Source organism: Methyloversatilis sp. (genome assembly GCF_965284615.1).
Lineage (GTDB): Bacteria > Pseudomonadota > Gammaproteobacteria > Burkholderiales > Rhodocyclaceae > Methyloversatilis.
This window is the reverse complement of sequence record NZ_OZ260098.1, coordinates 1944258-1962322: the sequence shown is the minus strand read 5'-3', so window position 1 is coordinate 1962322 and position 18065 is coordinate 1944258. Positions and strand designations below refer to the sequence as shown.

General features: G+C 68.4%; 18 protein-coding genes. 6 read left to right on the top strand and 12 right to left on the bottom strand.

Annotated features, from left to right (window positions below; genetic code table 11):
• Positions 1 to 171: 171 nt before the first annotated feature.
• The gene (locus ACQ66H_RS09375) at positions 172 to 990 is read right to left on the bottom strand and encodes a hypothetical protein (RefSeq protein ID WP_430433789.1); all 819 of its coding nucleotides are present in this window, start codon (positions 988 to 990) and stop codon (positions 172 to 174) included.
• A gap of 146 nt (positions 991 to 1136) precedes the next feature.
• Between ACQ66H_RS09375 and ACQ66H_RS09370 the strand changes: the two genes are divergently transcribed.
• On the top strand, positions 1137 to 2261 hold the full coding sequence (locus tag ACQ66H_RS09370) for a helix-turn-helix transcriptional regulator (RefSeq protein ID WP_430433788.1): 1125 nt from the start codon (positions 1137 to 1139) through the stop codon (positions 2259 to 2261).
• Positions 2262 to 2782: 521 nt separating this feature from the next.
• Here the strand turns inward: ACQ66H_RS09370 and ACQ66H_RS09365 are convergent.
• Positions 2783 to 3583: a DUF3014 domain-containing protein gene (locus tag ACQ66H_RS09365; protein WP_430433787.1), complete on the bottom strand. Its 801-nt coding sequence runs from the start codon at positions 3581 to 3583 to the stop codon at positions 2783 to 2785.
• Between the two features lie 328 nt (positions 3584 to 3911).
• Here ACQ66H_RS09365 and ACQ66H_RS09360 point away from each other — a divergent pair, with 328 nt between their 5' ends.
• Positions 3912 to 5435, top strand: a complete 1524-nt coding sequence (locus tag ACQ66H_RS09360) for a diguanylate cyclase (protein ID WP_430433786.1) — start codon at positions 3912 to 3914, stop codon at positions 5433 to 5435.
• A 25-nt stretch (positions 5436 to 5460) separates the two neighbouring features.
• Here ACQ66H_RS09360 and ACQ66H_RS09355 read toward each other — a convergent pair whose 3' ends face one another.
• The 7 genes from ACQ66H_RS09355 to ACQ66H_RS09325 all read right to left on the bottom strand — a co-directional run bounded on the left by ACQ66H_RS09355 (position 5461) and on the right by ACQ66H_RS09325 (position 10510).
• On the bottom strand, positions 5461 to 7191 hold the full coding sequence (locus ACQ66H_RS09355; RefSeq protein ID WP_430433785.1) for a diguanylate cyclase: 1731 nt from the start codon (positions 7189 to 7191) through the stop codon (positions 5461 to 5463).
• Between the two features lie 220 nt (positions 7192 to 7411).
• A complete protein-coding gene (locus tag ACQ66H_RS09350) occupies positions 7412 to 7609 on the bottom strand; it encodes a CsbD family protein (protein ID WP_019918505.1) in 198 nt (65 codons plus the stop codon).
• Positions 7610 to 7681: 72 nt separating this feature from the next.
• The gene (locus ACQ66H_RS09345) at positions 7682 to 8245 is read right to left on the bottom strand and encodes a ferritin-like domain-containing protein (protein ID WP_430433784.1); all 564 of its coding nucleotides are present in this window, start codon (positions 8243 to 8245) and stop codon (positions 7682 to 7684) included.
• 32 nt (positions 8246 to 8277) lie between these two features.
• Entirely contained in the window at positions 8278 to 8451 is a 174-nt protein-coding gene (locus ACQ66H_RS09340) for a DUF1328 family protein (RefSeq protein WP_019918507.1), read from the bottom strand.
• Between the two features lie 200 nt (positions 8452 to 8651).
• A complete protein-coding gene (locus ACQ66H_RS09335; protein ID WP_430433783.1) occupies positions 8652 to 8963 on the bottom strand; it encodes a DUF2149 domain-containing protein in 312 nt (103 codons plus the stop codon).
• Positions 8960 to 9493, bottom strand: a complete 534-nt coding sequence (locus ACQ66H_RS09330; RefSeq protein ID WP_430433782.1) for a MotA/TolQ/ExbB proton channel family protein — start codon at positions 9491 to 9493, stop codon at positions 8960 to 8962. Before ACQ66H_RS09330 ends, ACQ66H_RS09335 begins: the two co-directional genes overlap by 4 nt.
• Positions 9494 to 9523: 30 nt before the next feature.
• Positions 9524 to 10510, bottom strand: coding sequence for a tetratricopeptide repeat protein (locus ACQ66H_RS09325; protein WP_430433781.1), 987 nt, complete (start codon positions 10508 to 10510; stop codon positions 9524 to 9526).
• Between the two features lie 165 nt (positions 10511 to 10675).
• On the opposite strand from ACQ66H_RS09325, the gene ACQ66H_RS09320 reads away from it, so the two are divergent.
• The gene (locus ACQ66H_RS09320) at positions 10676 to 10993 is read left to right on the top strand and encodes a cupin domain-containing protein (RefSeq protein WP_430433780.1); all 318 of its coding nucleotides are present in this window, start codon (positions 10676 to 10678) and stop codon (positions 10991 to 10993) included.
• Positions 10994 to 11360: 367 nt separating this feature from the next.
• Positions 11361 to 11798, top strand: coding sequence for a nucleoside diphosphate kinase regulator (gene rnk / locus ACQ66H_RS09315; RefSeq protein WP_430433779.1), 438 nt, complete (start codon positions 11361 to 11363; stop codon positions 11796 to 11798).
• A gap of 36 nt (positions 11799 to 11834) precedes the next feature.
• Here rnk and ACQ66H_RS09310 read toward each other — a convergent pair whose 3' ends face one another.
• The 3 genes from ACQ66H_RS09310 to ACQ66H_RS09300 all read right to left on the bottom strand — a co-directional run bounded on the left by ACQ66H_RS09310 (position 11835) and on the right by ACQ66H_RS09300 (position 15360).
• Positions 11835 to 12866, bottom strand: a complete 1032-nt coding sequence (locus ACQ66H_RS09310) for a CobW family GTP-binding protein (RefSeq protein ID WP_430433778.1) — start codon at positions 12864 to 12866, stop codon at positions 11835 to 11837.
• Between the two features lie 101 nt (positions 12867 to 12967).
• A complete protein-coding gene (locus ACQ66H_RS09305) occupies positions 12968 to 13162 on the bottom strand; it encodes a YbdD/YjiX family protein (protein ID WP_008059558.1) in 195 nt (64 codons plus the stop codon).
• Positions 13163 to 13293: 131 nt separating this feature from the next.
• Entirely contained in the window at positions 13294 to 15360 is a 2067-nt protein-coding gene (locus tag ACQ66H_RS09300; protein WP_430433777.1) for a carbon starvation CstA family protein, read from the bottom strand.
• 714 nt (positions 15361 to 16074) lie between these two features.
• Between ACQ66H_RS09300 and ACQ66H_RS09295 the strand changes: the two genes are divergently transcribed.
• Complete coding sequence (locus ACQ66H_RS09295; protein WP_430433776.1) at positions 16075 to 17424, top strand: cache domain-containing protein; 1350 nt, start codon at positions 16075 to 16077, stop codon at positions 17422 to 17424.
• 57 nt (positions 17425 to 17481) lie between these two features.
• On the top strand, positions 17482 to 18063 hold the full coding sequence (locus ACQ66H_RS09290; protein WP_430433775.1) for a response regulator: 582 nt from the start codon (positions 17482 to 17484) through the stop codon (positions 18061 to 18063).
• The last annotated feature ends 2 nt before the right edge of the window (positions 18064 to 18065 follow it).

The window sequence follows — 18065 nt, the reverse complement described above, 5'->3', positions numbered from 1 at the left end:
GTCCCCGCAGCGATGTCGCGCCTCATCGTCGCTGTCGTCGTCGCGATGACTCCGCTCGCATCGCTAGTCACGATGCTGATCGCGTTTCCGTCTGTGCTCCTCTTTGATGCGCTCTGACTCGGCGCTCGCAAGACAATGCGGGCAGACAGTGCTTGAAGAACGCGGGAGCGGTCAGAACTTCGGCGCCGCCCCCTGCCCCTTCAGCTTCCGCACCGCTTCGGTCTTGAGCTGTTCGACCCACTCGGCCGACCTCCGGCTGCCGGCGACCATGCCGCCCTGATCGACCAGCCAGGCTTCGAAGTTCTGCACCGGTTCGCTGTTCCATTCGTAGCGCAGCACGATGCCGCAGCGGGCGACGTCCGGCGTGGGGCCGAGCGCCTCGACCAGATGCGGCACGCGCTGGCGTGCGTACTGTTCCAGCACCTTCACCGCACCCGGCTGCAGCAGCGTGCCCATGGCGTTGTTCCAGGGGATGCGTTGGCCCTTGCGATCCTTGTCCACGCTGCACTGGGGTTTGCCTTCCTCGCTCCAGTGCACGACGGCGCGACCGCCGGCCACCGGCGGCGTGCGCGCGGCATAGGGGCCGTAGCGCGCAACCAGCGACGACATCATCTGTTCGCTGCCCGGCGGCTGCGGCGCCGAAGCGCGGCGCATGACGGCGATGACGCGCGGTTCTGCCGGCGGGCTGGCGAACCAGATGCCGATGCCCGATCCGGCCATCGTGGCGCCGATGTGGTCGAGGAATTCCGGCGACTGCAGTGAATTCACGCCGTCGAAGTAAGGGAAGGTAGCGACGGTGCGCTTCAGCTTCGCGCTGGCGTCGAAGGCCTGCACGGCCTTGACGGCTTCGGCTTCGGTCATGCCGATGCGCACGCCAGCGATGTCGAGCTTCGCGGCGGGAGTGGTGGCGTTCTGCGCCTGCGCGGGCAAGACGCCGGCGATCAGCGCGCCGGCCAGGGCGAGGCGGAAAAGAACGGCTCGTGTCTGCATGGAAGGGCTCCTGTCATTCGATCCCGGCGGTCGCATCGCCGCCGTGAGGTTCGCGTCGTGCGATGCCGGTGCGCTATGGTAGAAATCCGCACGGGGCGCTTGCGCCCCCCAAACAGGGGAGAAACCCGCTCACGGAGGCGTCACCCATGTCCTCACCGGAACTTGCCGACGCCCGCCTGTCGGCGCTGATCGCGCATTACTACGACGCCGCGCTGGACAGCAGCCTGTGGCCGGGCACCGCGACGCGCACCGCTCAGGCGCTCGATTCGACCAGTACGGTCATCAAGCTGCACGGCGAGGGCGCGCAGGTGGATCTGCTCGAATGCACCGACAATCTGGTGGTCGCGGAGCGCGACCGGGCCTGGGCCGAGGACTGGCACCGGCGCGACCTGTGGGTCGAGCGCTCGGTCGCTCACGGGCTGTCACGCGTCATCACCGACGAGGATCTGGTGACGCCCGAGGAGCAGGCGCGCAGCGGTTTCTACCAGGAATGGCTGCGTCATCTCGACATCCACCACATGCTGGGCGCGGTGTTCCAGGCGGCCGAGGGCGTCATCGGCGTGCTGGGCATTCATCGCACGCGCGAAGCCGGCGCCTATACCGAAGTCGAGCGCCGCAAGGTCGCGCTGCTGCTGCCGCACCTGCAGCGCGCGCTGCGGCTGGGTCGGCGCCTGTCGGCGCTGTCGCAGGCGCATGCCACCGCACTGCAGGCACTCGACCGCGTCGATACCGGCGTGATCGTGGTCGATGCGCGCTGCCGCGTCATGCTGTCCAGCGCGATGGCGGACGCGCTGTTGCGCGGTAACACCGAACTGGCGGTGCATGGCGGATGCCTCGTTCTGCGGCAACCGGCGCTGCGCGATGCGCTGTCGGCGCGGGTGCGCGCAGCGGTCGATGTCGCGCAGGGCGAGCCGGGCGATGCCGGTGCCGCGCTGTGCGTTCCGCGTATGGGTCGGCTGCCGCTGGTGCTGGAGATCGCACCTCTGCGCCCGACGACGTCGGTGTTCGGCGATCAGGGACCGGCCGCGCTGGTGTTCATCCGCGACCCGGAGGCGCCGACCGATCTGGAGAAGCTGCGCGCGCTGTTCGACCTCACGCGGACCGAAGCCGCAGTCGCCGCGGCGCTGGCGCAGGGGCGCTCACTGGAAGGAATCGCGTCCGGGCTGGGCATCGGTCTGGCGACGGTGCGTTCCCACCTCAAGCGCATTCTTGCCAAGACCGGCACGCACCGCCAGGCCGAAGTCGTCGCCCTGCTCGCTCGCAGCGTCTGACGGAGAACGCCCGAGCGCGCCCCCGCCATCGGTCGGGTGCGATCCTTGTGGGAGCGGCCTTGGCCGCGACCCGGCGGGTGCTTGCCGCTGGCCTCGATCACCGCCGCAATCGCGAGCAAGCTCGCTCCCACAGAACCCTGCTCCGACGCCGAACAGGAAGCGATCCTTGTGGGAGCGACCTTTGGTCGCGATGCGGCCGTTGCAGATCACCGCCGCTGTCGGGGTCAGAAGACCCCTCCCACAGAACCAGGGTCCCGGCTGCGAATCGGACACAGACCCTGTGGGAGCGGCCTTGGCCGCGACTGGGCCGATGCATGCCGCTGGCGCCTGCACAGGCCGCTGTCGGGGTCGGAAGACCCCTCCCACAGAACCCCGGCCACGGGCTCCGGCCGCGGGTAGCGCGACTCCTCCTGTGGGAGCGGTCTTCTGACCGCGACGCGGCCTCCGCGGTCCGCGGGCTTCAATGCAGGGCGCTGTCAGAGGATCAGCAGACCACTACTGCTGTAAGCGCATCGGCTCGGTTACCCGCCCGGCGCCTGCTTCGTTACCGCAGCCCGGATCTCGCGCAGCTTGGCCTTCACTCGCGCCGCGTTGTCCGGCCCCATGCGCAGCAGGATCTTCTGCCCTTCCGACAGCTTTTCCAGCTCGGGGTCGGCAAAGGTGTAGAGCACCTTGGGCTGCGCCAGGCGCAGCGGGCCGGCGGGTTCGGGCGCGGCCAGCAGGTGGTCGATGACCTCGACCAGGCGATTGTTGAAGTAGCCGTCCGGGTAGCCCAGTTCAACGTAGCGCTGCTGGAACGCCGGGTAGTTGCGCACGTAGGCATCGACCACGGCGGCGGTCGGCACGGTATCGACCAGGTGGATATAGCTGCTGTAGCGGGCGGCGTTGGATTCGTCCAGCACCCGCGCGTCGCCGCTGCCGGCGACGACCATCGGGCCGGGCACCGGTTTCACCGGCATCAGGCGGCGCGCCACCTTCTCGCGCGGCAGGTTGTCGATGGTCACGACGATGCGCCGGACGATGTCCGTCGTGTTGAACAGCGTGTTGACCGAGGCGCCGAACAGCGCGCGCAACGCAGCCAGCAGTTTCGCGTCCGGATCGACCTCGGCACCTGCAGCGTCTGCGACTTCCGGCGCGGCGATCGGGTAGTGTGGCGCCGGCTCGGCCGCAGGCGCCGGAACCTCGGGTGCCGCGGCGACGGGCGCCTCGACCGGGGCCGGCGCATCGGCGGGCGCCGCCTCGCGCTGCTGCCAGTAAAGATAACCGCCCACGCCGGCCACAATCACCACCACTGCCGAAACTGCCGCCGTTGATTTCTTCATGTCGGTCTCCTCCCCGGTTGCGGTCCAGCAGGATGGACAGGTATCGGGCGTGGAATATCCGGCTAAAGATTTTCTGGATGTGGCAGCCTGCCATCCGCCCCGGCCCGGGCGTGCACCGCGACGGTCCGGCTAACGCTGCCGCGCTGACGTTTGTTCGAAATATCAATGACTTGACGGTGAATCCCGAGTAAACGGGCCGCCTGCTCCGCGCCTCCCTTTTCCGCCAGTGCGCCGCCCCTGGACGGTGACTTTTCGTCGCATGTCTCGCCACGGGCCGGCTGTTCGGGCATGCTGGCGCGCCTTGAGCACCCGACGCCCCCGAGACGCTGTGGCCCTCATTGCTCCGACTTCCGCTGCGCTTCCGTCGCGCCCCGACTGGCGCGTATTCCTGCTGCTGCCGCTGCTGCACTTCGCCAGCGTAAAGCTGACGATGTCGCTCGCGATGTCGCCGGAGAACGAGGTCGTGGTGTGGCTGCCGAATGCGGTACTGCTGGCCGCGCTGCTGCACTGGCAGGGCGCGCGCGGCGGCTGGATGGCGGCGCTGGTGCTGGCGTCCGACATCTACGCGAACATCCCCGCCTTCCCGCCTTTGCAGGCAACGCTGGTCAGCCTGTGCAATCTGTCCGAGGTGGCCTTCACCTATCTGCTGATGCGCCGGCTCGGCGTTTCACCGGGCCTCGAACGCATCCACGACTTCGGCCGCTTCCTGCTGGCCGGACCGCTGCTCGGGTCGCTCGGCGCCTCGCTGCTGGCCGGTGTCGTGCTGATGACGCTGGACCGGGTCAGCGCGCCCTACTCGACCCTGACGCTGCTGTGGTGGTTCGGCGACGCGCTCGGGCTGCTCATTTACACGCCGCTGCTGCTGGCCTTCCTGCGACGCGACCCGGAGGGCGCACGCGGTGGCCCGGCGGGCATCGCGATGATGGCGCTGACGCTGGCCTTCGCCGCCCTGCTGTTCACCCAGCCGGTCAATGCCGGCGCCGCCTTTCACGTCGCGCTGACGCCGCACCTGCTGCTGCTGCCGCTGCTGTGGGTGGCGGTGCGCTGCGGCACGCGCTGCACCGCGCTGACGGTGGCGCTGATCGCGCTCGGCGCGGCGTGGTCGGTCACCACCGGACACCAGCCCTTCGGCGCGGCGTCGCCGCACGACACCATATTGCGCGCGCAGGAGTACATCCTGACGCTGAGCATCATCGGCATGGGGCTGTCCATCCTGCTGCGCGAACAGCGCGCGCTGGCGCATGAGCTCGAAGACAAGGTGCGCGAACGCACGATCGAACTTGAAGCGTCGAACCGCCGTCTGGCCGAGTTGAGCGCCACCGACAGCCTGACCGGCATCGCCAACCGCCGCCGCTTCGACGAAACGATGGAAGCCGAATGGGCACGCGCGCGGCGCAGCGGCGAACCGCTGGCGCTGTGCCTGCTCGACGTCGATCTGTTCAAGCCCTACAACGACCACTACGGCCACCTCGCCGGTGACGACTGCCTGCGCCTGGTGGCCGAGGTGATCAACGCGCATGTGCGCCGCTCCACCGATCTGGTGGCGCGCTATGGCGGCGAGGAATTCGCCTTCATCATTCCGGGTGTCGATGCCGACGGCGCGCTCGCCACCGCGCACGCCGTCTGTGCCGCGCTGCAGGCGCGCGGCCAGCCGCATGTGCGCTCGCCCTTCGGCGTGCTGACGGCCAGCATCGGCGTGGCCGTCATGGTGCCGGCCGACGACGACACATCGGACCAGTTGGTGCGACTGGCCGATCAGGCGCTGTACGAAGCCAAGCGCGCCGGCCGCAACCGCGTGGTGCGGGTGGCCAGCGAAGACGTCGAGGAACTGCGCGCCGTGCACCGCGGCTGACGCGGCACCGCGCGCGCGGCAACGCTCAGGCAGCGGCGCACACCACGCGATTGCGCCCCTGCCGCTTCGCCCGGTATAGACACTCGTCGGCCGCCGCGATGGCGGCGTCGAGCGAATCGTCGTCCGGCCGGCAGGCGGCGACACCAAAACTGGCGGTGATGCGCAATTCGCCGCCGTCATCGAGCGGAATACGCAGCGCCTCGATGGCATGGCGCAGGCGCTCGGCGTGCTGGATGGCGCTGGCGACGTCGGTGTGCGGCATCAGCACGACGAATTCCTCGCCGCCATAGCGCGCCGCCACGTCGCCGCGCCGGCTCTGCTCGCCACACAGCCGTGCCACCTCGACCAGCACCGCGTCGCCCACGACGTGGCCGTAGCCGTCGTTCACCTGCTTGAAGTGGTCGATGTCGAACAGCGCCACTGCCACCGGATAGCCGTGGCGCTGCTGGTTCGGAATGTGCCGCTCTGCCAGCGTGAAGAAGCCACGCCGGTTCGGCAGCCCGGTCAGGAAGTCGGTATTGGACTGGTCGCGCAGCTGTTCGACCAGGCGCTGGCGCTCATCTTCCAGCGCGACACGCGCGATGCTGTTGGCGCGCAGCACGCTGATCGCCTGCAGCACGTCGGCCACTTCGTCGCGATGGCGCGGCTTGGGCACGGTACGCTGCAGATTGCCCTGGGCAATGGCGACGATGAGGTCGGCGGTTTCTTCCAGCGGGCTCACCACCCGGTGATGCACCACCCACAGCGTGAGCGCGAGCAGCCCCAGCGTCAGCACGCTGCCCGCGCCGATCCACAGCAGCGCCGCGCGCGCCTCGGCATGACCGCTGCGCGCCTGTTCGAGCGCTTCGTCCATCAGCACGTCGCGCAGCGCGACGATGGCATCCATGTCCGGCACGTAGCGCGCGGCAAAGCCGGCGGCGTCCATGCCGTAGTGCGCGTCGCCCAGACCGTGCGCGGTCAGCGCCTCGACGAAGGGGATGGCGGATTCGAAATAGCGCAGCTGCATCGTCGCGGTCGCGGTCTGTACCGGCACGCGATCGGGTGCGGCTTCGGTGCGCTGCACCAGCAGCTTGCGCAACTGCTCGACCCGACCGCGCAGCCGTTCGATTTCGACATGTTCGGCGTCGCGCAGCGGCTGCCGCGAGGTCAGCGCCACCGTGAACTGCGAACCGAGCTGGCCGGCGTACTCGCGCAGATCGGCAGCGATGCGCGCGCCGATCAGCGCGTCGGCGGCGCGCGGGTAGGCAGCCACCGCCTCGTTGGTCAGGCGCATCAGCGCCGGCGACAGGTCGTCGATCACCGCGAACATCTTGCCGATGGCCTCGCTGATGGCGGCCGGACTGCGCTGTGCCCGAGGCAGCGCCGCGGTGCGGTCTATCGCCTCGCGCGCATGCGCCAGCTGCAGCGCAGCGCGCGCGATCAGCGCACGCACCTCGTTGCGCGGCACCGACGGCGTGCCCACGGTGCGCGCCAGCACGGCGAAGGCAGCGTCGGTGCGCGCTCGCGCCTGCGCCAGCCGTTCGTGCTTCGCCGGGTCACCGGGCAGGTTGTCGCCGAGCACGCCGTTGGCCGGCCCGCGCTCGCGCGACGCCATCTCGGCGGCGAGCAGCAGATGACCGAGGTGTTCCATCGCCTCCAGGCCGCTGCGCGCCTGCGCGGCACGCGACCATTCGACCACGACGATGCGCAGCGAGAGGCCAAGAACGGCGCAGGCGAGCAGGAGACTGACCAGCCAGAAAAGTCGGTGGAGGCGCATTCGGGAAGGAAAACGCCGTGCAAGGACTGCACGGCACGGGTATCAGGTCGGTTCTTCTTGTGCTTGTCGGAAAAGGAGGATCGGGTTCCGGGCACCGCGGAGGGTGCCCGGAAGGGCGCCAAGTGTAGCCCGGCCAGCTGCGCCTGCAACGACCTGGATCAAACACCGCGCCCGCGGCCCGACCCTGCCGGCGTCACCGAATCGACGCCGGCGACCTCGGTCAGAGGCGCTTTTCCCACTCGCGAACCTGCCGTTCGGCTTCGTCCTTGGCGATGCCGTAGCGCTCCTGGATCTTGCCGGCGAGCTGTTCGCGGCGGCCGGCGATGACGTCGAAGTCATCGTCGGTGAGCTTGCCCCACTGTTCCTGCACCTTGCCCTTGATCTGCTTCCAGTTTCCCTCGATACGATCGGTATTCATGGCGATTCCTTTCATGGATGGACGGAAGGTTCCGGTCGGCGCGGCGTGCGCGCCGGCGGATCGGTAGACCGGTCAGCGTTCGAGCAGACCGGCCAGTTCATCGGCGTGCTCTTCCTCATCCACGAGGATGTCTTCGAGCAGACGCCGGGTAGTCGGGTCCTTGTCGGCAACGAGCGCGATCATCTGGCGGTAGGCTTCGACCGCCACCCGCTCGGCGAGAAGGTTGGCGCGCAGCATGGACTTGAGGTCGAGCGCCGCGTCATAGGCGGCATGGCTGCGGTCAAGCAGCCCCTCGGGACTGAAATCGGGCTCGCCACCGAGCTGCACGATGCGCGCGGCAAGACGGTCGGCGTGCCCCGCCTCCTCGTTCGCGTGCACCATGAATTCGGCGGCCACTGCCGGCGCATTGAGTCCGGTCGCGGTGAAGTGGTGGCGCTTGTAGCGCAGCACACAGACCAGTTCGGTGGCCAGGGCGCCATTGAGCAGCCGCACGATGTCGGCCGCCCAGGGGCTCATGGCCGGCGTGACGGCGCCATCCTGCATCTGTTGGTGGACGCGCTGCAATGCCGCGTGGTCAAGCTCGAGCGGCCCCTTCGCGGGCGCCGGATCGGACAGCGGAAGGCTTGCGATGTTCATGAGATTCTCCTTGGCGTTTCAACGTGCCGGGCTCAGTCGATCGCCTTGAGGCCCAGCAGACCGAGCACGAGCAGTACGACGAAAATGGCGACGAACACGAAGAACAGGATCTTCGCGATACCGGCGGCGCCGGCAGCGATGCCGGTGAAGCCGAACAGACCGGCGACGATGGATACGATCGCGAAAATGAGTGCCCACTTCAGCATGACGATCTCCTTGCGTGAGGAAAGTCGGTACCGGAGCGGAGGCTGTGGCGCCGCCGCTGCATGACTAAATCATGCGCGGACGGCGCCTTGAAGCGTATAGGTGATCGGGCAGCGCCCTGTAGGCGCATCCCTTTGTCGTGTCGGTGTGGTCCGACGCGGGCAGGTGAGCGGTGGCGGCGGTTTGCGCGGCTGCGGACGCCCTACTCCGGCACGTAGACGAGCGAGCCGTCTTCCATCCGGTAGGCGGTGCCGGCCTTGACGCCGCGGCCGGCGCCGGCCTCGCCCTCGCCGCGGAAGCGGCTGAGCTGGTCGCCCTTCTTGACGACGATTTCCATGTCCGGCTTGCCGGCGTTGCGGATCACGGTCAGGTCACCGGCGGCGAAGGGGTTCAGCGGATGACGCGCCACCGCGATCAGCAGCGCGGCAATGATGACCAGGAACACGTCGATCAGATTGACCACCGACAGGATGGGGTCGTCGTCCTCGGTGTCGTCGAGCAGTCGCGACCTCATCGTGCCGCCTCCGCCGGCAGCATCGGCACACGATGCTCGGCCACCGTGTCGCCGGCGCGCTCACGCTCGATGCGCAGCAGATCGGCGGCGTACCAGCGGCGCCGCACCTGAGCCACGGCGTAGGTCATAGCCGAGGCGATCAGCGCCAGGATGACGGCCGAGAACGCAACGCCCAGCCCGCCGGACACCGCCGCCAGATCGCCGTCGCCGAGCGCGGCCAGCGCCGGACCCATCGGAATCATCGTGGCAACCAGACCGAGCAGTGGCGCCACGCGGGTGGCGATGCGCACGCATTCCAGCCGCTGCGCGGCGATCACTTCGAGTTCGCCGCTGCCGATGCGCGGGTCGGCGCGCACAACCTGACTCAGTTCGAATCCGGCCGCCTGGCCGGCACGCCGCTGCAGCGCCTGCACGACGAAGGCGCCGAGCGCGAAGAAGGCGTACAGGAACAGCGCGGCGATGGCGACCAGCACCGGGGTCAGGAAGAACTGGCTGACGCCGTAAAGCGCGCCTTCAATCGATGAAGTCATGTCCGCTCCATATATATATGCACAAAGGATTCAGGCGGCGCGGCGCAGCCGCTGCGGCCGAAGCTGCGGCGCCGGTGCCGGCTCCACAGCCGGGCGCTGCCGCAGTCGGGCGAGCGCGCCGGCGGCGAAGGCGGCCAGCAATGGCAGCAGCCAGAGTCGGTCCGGCGCGGGCTGCGAAACCGGCTGTGTCGTCACCTCGACCAGTCGGCGGCCAGCGGCGGGTGCCGCCTCGGGTGCCGGCGGTGCAGAGGGTGCCGACGGTGCTGTGGCCGGTTCCGGCGCCACGGTGTCGGAGCCACCCAGACGTCGCGCGCGGACCGGCGCCGGTGCGCCCTCATCGACCCGGGCCGCGGCCAGCTGGAAGTCGGCAGCGGCGAGATCCGCGCGGGCATCAGCCGTCATCGCTGGCGCCGGCGCTTCGCCCACGCCCTGCCCGCTGCCGTCGCGCACCGCGGTGTGGTGGCCGGTGCGCAGGAACTCCTGCGCCGATTCGTCGCCCTCAGCCGCCGCTTCGCGAAACCAGCGCATGGCCTCTTCGACATTGCGTTCGACGCCCCGCCCCTGGTACAGCGCGGTGGCGTAGTGCATCTTGCCAAGCGGTCCGTAGTAGGGGTCGCCGCTGGTCGCCGCACGCAGCAGCATCTCGGTGGCCTTGACCGGGTCCTGCGGCACGCCCTGCCCGTTCTCGTACATCAACGCCTTCCAGATCAGCGCGCCGGTGTAGCCGGCGGCGATGCACTTGTCGAACACCTTGTTCGCCGTTTCGTGATCACCGCATTTCGACAGCAGGTAGCCAGCCGCGCAGCTGACCGGCCCGGCCGGCTGCGACGCCACGTACTGCAGCGACAGTTCGCCGACCGCGTTGTCGAGGTCGTCCGGCGACGCCGGCTGCATTGCGCCACCGCAGAAACGGTTGCCCTCGTCAGCGACCAGCGGCAACGGCGCCCACTGCACGCAGACGGCGACGAGAACGGGCAGCAGTCGGCTGCATCCGCGCTGCCTGGGTGATGCACGCATATAGGAACTCCCGGAATGGACCGGGACAGAATCTAGGCTTCGCGACGCTCCGGGTCGTGCGCAATATCAATCCGGAATGACGGGCAAACTCCACGGCCGGCACTGCGGCCACCGACGGCAACGAAACGCGGCACACTTGCAGCGTGTCTTCCGCGGAGATCCGCCATGCTGGTCAACAAGGCCGCCACCCGCAGCTGGGCCGCCACCGATTTTCCGGGCATCGAACGCAGCCTGTTCCGCAACACCGAGCACGGTGGTCGGGCTTCCTTCGTGCGGCTGACGGCCGGCAGCCGCTTTCCGCGGCACACGCATCAGGGGGGCGAGGAGGTAGTGGTGATCGCCGGCCGGGTGAGCATCGGCGACGTCGATCTGGAAGCCGGCGACTACCTGCATACGGACGCCGGCGAGGAGCACGACGTCGTGGCGCTGAGCGACGCGGTCATCTTCGTGTCGTCGCAGAAACCCACGCCGCTGGTCGAGTGAGGCGCGCGGCTTGCCGCCGGCGCGCTTCGATGTTACGGTCCGTCCCTTCGCACGATCCCACCCCTCGCCCGCTCCCGTGAACGCATTGCGCACCTCTGTCCAGCCGAATCCGACCGCAGCCCTGCTGTGCGCCGGTGCTCGTCTGTCGTGCGCGGCGCTCACGCACCGACTGCACGAGGTGAGCGCCTGCGAGACTGACCCGGCGACCGTCTGTATCTGAAGCTGCACCAGACCGTCGCCGCCTGACGGGCGCGTGTGCCCGACACCGGCCACTTCCGGCCACTTTCCCGAATTTCCGCCGCGCTGCGCATTGATGCGCCACGCGGCTGCTCGTCCTTGCGGCGAGCCTTGTACAAGGACCGAATACATGACCAATAAGCCAAACACCAAGCCGAACATCAAGCCCAACATTACGCTGACCGAACTGGACGCCGATCGCCTCGACGCGCTGCTGTTGACCTTGCCCGCGCGCAATATGCCCGGACGCGATGCGCTGGCCGCCGAACTGCTGCGCGCCGACATCGTGCCTTCGCGCGAAGTGCCGCCGGACGTGGTGACCATGCACTCGACCGTGCGCTTCAGCATCGCACCGGCGAACGAAACACAGAGCCTGACGCTGGTGTTTCCGCGTGAAGTGGGCGACGGCAATGGCACGGTTTCGGTGCTGGCACCGGTCGGCAGCGCACTGCTCGGACTGAGCGAAGGCGACGAGATCGACTGGCCGGGACCGAGTGGCGGCACGCTGCGCGTGCGCATAGACAAGGTGGTGTACCAGCCCGAACGGGCCGGCGATTTCGCGCGATGAGCAGCGCAGGCGCCCGCACGGCGGGCGCCTGGCGCGTCAGGCCGCTTCGGCCGCCGGTAAGGCGACGGTGGCGAGAAAGCGGGCGCGCAGGACTTCTGCAGGCAGATGGCGGCCGATCAGTACGACGCGGCTCATGCGGGCGTCACCCGTCTCCCACGGCCGGCCGTAGTCGAAACCGGCAATGCGGTGCACGCCCTGGAAGATGAGACGGCGGTTTTCGCCCTCGATCGACAGGATGCCCTTGTAGCGCAGCAGATCGACCGAGTGCTCGTTGATCAGCGTATCGACGAAGGCGGACACGCGCTCCAGATCGAGCGGCGTCTCGCATTCGAGCAGCAGCGAGCCGACCGCGTCGTCCCACGACTTGCGCGCCATGCCGGCGATGCCTGAGATCGCGCGCGGCGACACCGGGTGCCAGCCGCGCACCGGCAGGCCGCGTTCGTCCAGCGAAAAACCCTTGATCGAGAACAGGTCGCGCCAGCTTTCGTCGGCACTGCCGGCGACGATGAGCGGTGCGCGCGCGTTGACGCGCTGCAGCCGCGTACAGAGCTCGTACAGCGCCTCCGGCGTCACCAGATCGGCGTGCGAAATGAGCAGCCGGTCGGCGAAGGCGACCTGCGAGGCGGCGACGCGCTCACGCCTGAACTGGCCGTCGAAATGCACCGCGTTGACCACGGTGACGACGCCGTCCAGCCGGTAGCGCTCGCGCAGCCGCGCGTCATTGAAGAAGGTCTGCACCACCGGCGCCGGATCGGCCAGACCGGTGGTTTCGACGATGAGCCGGTCGAAAGCCAGGTCGCCGGCATCGCGCTGCGCCAGCAAGCCGGCCAGCGCGTCGCCCAGTTCGCCCTGCACGGTGCAGCAGATGCAGCCATTGGACAATTCGACCACCGATACCGCGGCGCGTTCGAGCAGCGCGCCGTCGATGCCGGCGGCGCCGAACTCGTTCTCGACCACGGCAATGCGCTGGCCGTGGTTGGCCGCCAGCAGGCGGTTCAGCAGCGTCGTCTTGCCCGCGCCGAGGAAACCGGTCAGCAGAGTGACCGGTATGGATTCATGAGGGGTCATCGAGACTCTCTCCAAAAAAGATGCCGGGGAGGGCTTGCGCCGACCCCGGCCAATAGGAGGAGGGTGGTACATCGGTGAAGGCCTTCGTCATGGACGCCGGCCTAGCAACATTTGCCGGAGGCGCCGCCGAAGCGCGCCTCCTGGCGTTCACGGAAAAATTCTTCATACGTCATGGGCGCCTGGTCCGGGTGCTTCATGCGCATGTGCTGGACATAGGTATCGTAGTCCGGCAGGCCGACCATGAGTCGGGCAGCTTGCCCGAGGTATTCGCCCATGCGTGCGAGGTCCTTGAACATGGGGTGCCCTCAGTGCATGCCCTGCCCGCCACGCGCCTGCAGGATGAGCAGGTGCGCGGCAGACACGACGGCCGGCCCTTGTGAGGCAGACCATCGACCGGAGGACATGTTCATACGCATCACGGAAGACCTCAGGCCTTGACCGGGTCGGTATGCACGCCGTGGTGCGTTTCGCGCACCGTCGGGTGTTCGTGGCGCAGGGCCTGAAGCACCTTGCGGATGCCGAAGAAGGTGATCGACAGCACGACCAGCACGAACATCGACGCCAGCGCCGCATCGACGTAGTCGTTGAAGATGACCTGCTGCATCTGTTCGATGCTCTTGGCCGGCGCCAGCACCTCGCCGTTCTCGGCGGCGGCGCTGAACTTGGCGGCGTGGGCAAGGAATCCGATCTTCGGGTTGTCGCTGAACACCTTCTGCCAGCCGGCGGTCAGCGTGCAGGCGAGCAGCCACACGGTGGGCATCACGGTCACCCACATGTAGCGCTGCTTCTTCATCTTCACCAGCACCACGGTGGCCAGCACCAGTGCCACGGCGGCCAGCATCTGGTTGGCGACGCCGAACAGCGGCCACAGCGTATTGATGCCGCCCAGCGGATCGACCACACCCTGGTACAGGAAGTAGCCCCAGGCGGCGACGCACAGCCCGGTGGCGACCAGGTTGGGAATCAGTGCCTCGGTGCGCTTGAAGGCCGGCACGAAAGTGCCCATCAGGTCCTGCAGCATGAAGCGGCCGGCACGCGTACCCGCGTTGACCGCGGTCAGGATGAACAGCGCCTCGAACAGGATGGCGAAGTGGTACCAGAAGGCCATCATGCCCTGCCCGCCTATCACCTGGTGCAGGATGTGCGCCATGCCGACGGCCAGCGTCGGTGCGCCGCCGGCGCGCGAAATGATGGTTGATTCGCCAACGTCGGCCGCGGTCTGCGTCAGCACTTCCGGCGTCACGACGAAGCCCCACTGCGAAATGACGGTGGCTGCTTCCTGTGCCGTCTTGCCGATCAGCGCCGCCGGGCTGTTCATCGCGAAATAAACGCCGGGATCGATGACCGACGCGGCGACCAGCGCCATGATGGCGACGAAGGACTCCATCAGCATGCCGCCGTAACCGATCAGCGGTGCGTCGGTTTCGCGGTCCAGCAGCTTGGGCGTAGTGCCCGACGAAATCAGCGCGTGGAAGCCCGACACCGCGCCGCAGGCAATGGTGATGAAGAGGAAGGGGAACAGGTTGCCCGACCACACCGGGCCACTGCCGTCGATGAACTTGGTGACGGCCGGCATCTGCAGCTGCGGTGCGACGATGAAGATGCCCAGCGCCAGACCGACAATGGTGCCGATCTTCAGGAAGGTGGACAGATAGTCGCGCGGCGCCAGCAGCAGCCACACCGGTAGCACCGATGCGACGAAGCCGTAGCCGATCAGCATCCAGGTCAGTTCGGTGCCGTCGAAGGTGAACATCGGCCCCCACACCGGATCGGCGGCGACCCAGCCGCCGACCACGATGGCCGCCATCAGCAGCAGGAAGCCGACGACGGAAATCTCGCCGATCTTGCCCGGGCGGATGTAGCGCATGTACACGCCCATCAGGATGGCGATCGGGATGGTCGCCGCCACAGTGAAGGTGCCCCACGGCGAGTGCGCCAGCGCCTTGACGACGATGAGTGCCAGCACCGCCAGGATGATGACCATGATCATGAATGCGCCGAACAGCGCGATCACGCCCGGCACCTCGCCCAGTTCTGACTTGATCAGGTCGCCCAGCGAGCGGCCGTCGCGACGGGTCGAAATGAACAGCACGATGAAGTCCTGCACCGCACCGGCGAACACGACGCCGGCGAGAATCCACAGCATGCCCGGCAGATAACCCATCTGCGCCGCGAGCACCGGCCCGACCAGCGGTCCGGCGCCGGCGATGGCGGCGAAGTGGTGGCCGAACAGGATGTTGCGATTGGTCGGCACGTAGTCGAGGCCGTCGTTCTTGGCCCAGGCCGGGGTGATGCGCTTGCCGTTGACTTCGAGCACCCGGTAGGCGATGAAGCGGGCGTAGAAGCGGTAGGCGATGAAGTACACCGATATCGCCGCCAGCACGATCCACAGCGCGCTGATGGTTTCACCGCGCGACAGTGCGACCACGCCGAGTGACGCGGCGCCAAGCAGCGAGAGCGCCGCCCAGCCCAGTTTGGGAAGAAGGTTGTTCATGTGTCTCCTCTCGGGTGCGACCGGTGAGCCCGGCCTGCCGACCGCCTCTTTGCGGCCTGCCCGGAGTATGGTTTTCATACAAGACCTGCCGCATCGGGGGCACTACGCAGGCGAGGTCCGTGCAAACACGTAGGGGAAAACCCTGAGGTGGGTGCGTTGTTGGGGTGGTTCTGTTGTGGAAGCGGGGGTTCTGTGGGAGGGGTCTTGACCCCGACAGCGGCCTGTATCGACGCCGGCGACCGGCAGCCGCCGCGTCGCGGCCAAGGTCGCTGTCACAGCGATCGCACCCGACCTGTGACCGGAGCCGCGATTCTGTGGGAGGGGTCTTCTGACCCCGACTGTGGCCTGTATCGAAGCCGGCGGACCGCAACGGCCGCGTCGCGGCCAAGGCCGCTCCCACAGGGATCGCGCCCGACCTGCGGCCGGAGCCCGGGCCAGGCTTCTGTGGGAGGAGTCTTGACCCCGACAGCGGCCTGGATCGAAGCCGACGGACCGCACCCGCCGCGTCGCGGCCAAGGCCGCTCCCACAGGGATAGCGCCCGATCGGTGGCCGGAGCCGGGGCGGGGTTCTGTGGGAGGGGTCTTCTGACCCCGACAGCGGCGGTGACCGGGAAGACCGTCCTGCTCCCCTCAGACACCAACGTGATCGGAGGACCGCTCATTTCAAGCGCTGCGCAGGCCGTATCATTCCGTTTCCGCCCTCCGCCCTGCCCCATGCAACTTCGCCTCAAATTCGTGCTGCTGGCCATCGTGCCGCTGCTGCTCGCCATCGCGGCGGTGGCGGCGGTGGTGAAGCTGCAGTCGCAGGCGCTGACCGATGCCGAGCACGCCATCGTCGAGCCGGCGCTGATGGATTCACGCCGGCATGAACTGCAGAACTACGTGACGCTGGCGCTGGCCAGCATCGCCCACCTCGCCAAACGTGACGATCCGGCGGCACGCGACGAGGCGCTGCGCGTGCTGCGTCAGCTCGAGTTCGGCAACGACGGCTACTTCTTCGTCTATGACCTGTCGGGCCAGGTGCTGATGCACCCGCGTCAGCCCGATCTGGTCGGGCAGAACCTTTGGGAGCTGCGCGATCCGCAGGGCCGGCCGACCATACAGAACCTGCTCTCCCGCGCGCGTGAAGGCGGCGGCTTCGTCGATTTCATCTGGCAGCGCCCCTCCACCGGCCGCATCGAGAACAAGCTGGGCTATGTCGCCACCGTGCCGCAGTGGGGCTGGATGGTCGGCACCGGTCTCTATACCGACGACATCGTCGCCGCGCGCGAACGCATCGACCGGCAGGCACGCGTCGCCATTCGCAACACGATGGGCGTGATCGCCGGCATCGCGGTGGTGGCGACCTTGCTGGTTGCGCTGGCCGGGCTGGCGCTGAACGTGTCCGACCGCCGCGACGCCGAACTGAAGATGCGCGAACTGGCGCGCCAGGTCGTGCGCTCGCAGGAGAACGAACGGGCGCGTGTGGCCGGCGAACTGCACGACGGCGTCAGCCAGAGCCTGGTGTCGGTCAAGTTCCTGCTCGAATCGGCACAGGCGCGGCTCGAACAGCCGGGCACAGACGCGCTCGACGCGGCCCGCCGCACCCTCGCCCGCGGCGTCGCCGGCGTCGAGGAGGTGCTGGGCGACGTGCGGCGCATTTCGCACGGCCTGCGCCCGACCATGCTGGACACGCTCGGACTGGTGCCGGCGATGAAGCAGGTGGTGGACGAATTCGCGCAGCGCAGCGGCATCGTGGTCAACATGCAGGCCGACGCCGACATCGTCGCGCCGGGTGACGCCGGCACCGCGCTGTTCCGGCTGCTGCAGGAGGCGCTGAACAATGTCGAGCGCCACGCGCGCGCCGGCCGGGTCGAACTGCGGCTCAGCCGCGAACCGGGCGCCATCATGCTGAGCATCCGCGACGACGGCCGCGGTTTCGACGTCGAGGCCGTTTCGGCGTCGCCGCAGCGCGGCCTCGGGCTGAGCAGCATGCGCGAGCGTATCGAAGCGCTGGGCGGCCGCTTCGACCTTTCTTCCGGCGGCTCCGGTACCCTGCTGTCGGCCCGACTGCCTGTCGCCTGACCCGATCCGCACGATGACCGCACCGCTCCGCCTGCTGCTCGTAACGACCACCCGCTGGTGCGCGACGGCCTGCGCGCGCGGCTGGAAACCGTGGACCGCTTCGTCGTCGTCGCCGAAGCGGGCAACGCGGCCGAGGCGCTCGACGCGGTGCGCCTGCATGCGCCGGACTGCGTGCTGATGGACATTTCGATGCGCGACATCCACGGCATCGAACTGACGCGCCGCCTGCATAAGAGTACGCCCGACCTGAAGGTGATCATGCTCACCATGCACGACGAGCCGCAGTACGTGGTCGAGGCCTTCCGTGCCGGCGCGCGCGGCTATGTGCTGAAGGACAGCCCGTCGGCCGAAATCGTCGCGGCGATCGACGCGGTCTGTGCCGGCCAGCGCTGGTTCAGCGCACGCGTCGCCGACGCGCTGGTCAGCGCCAGCCTGCCCGAACCCGAACTGACACCGCGCGAGCGCGACGTGCTGGACCTGATCGCCGACGGCCTCGGCAACAAGGAAATCGCCGCCCGGCTCGACCTGTCGGTCCGCACGGTCGAAAGCCACCGCATCAACATCAAGCGCAAATTCGAACTGGACAGCAGCGCCGCGCTGATGAAGTTCGCAATGGAGCGCCGCCGCGACCGCGGCTGACC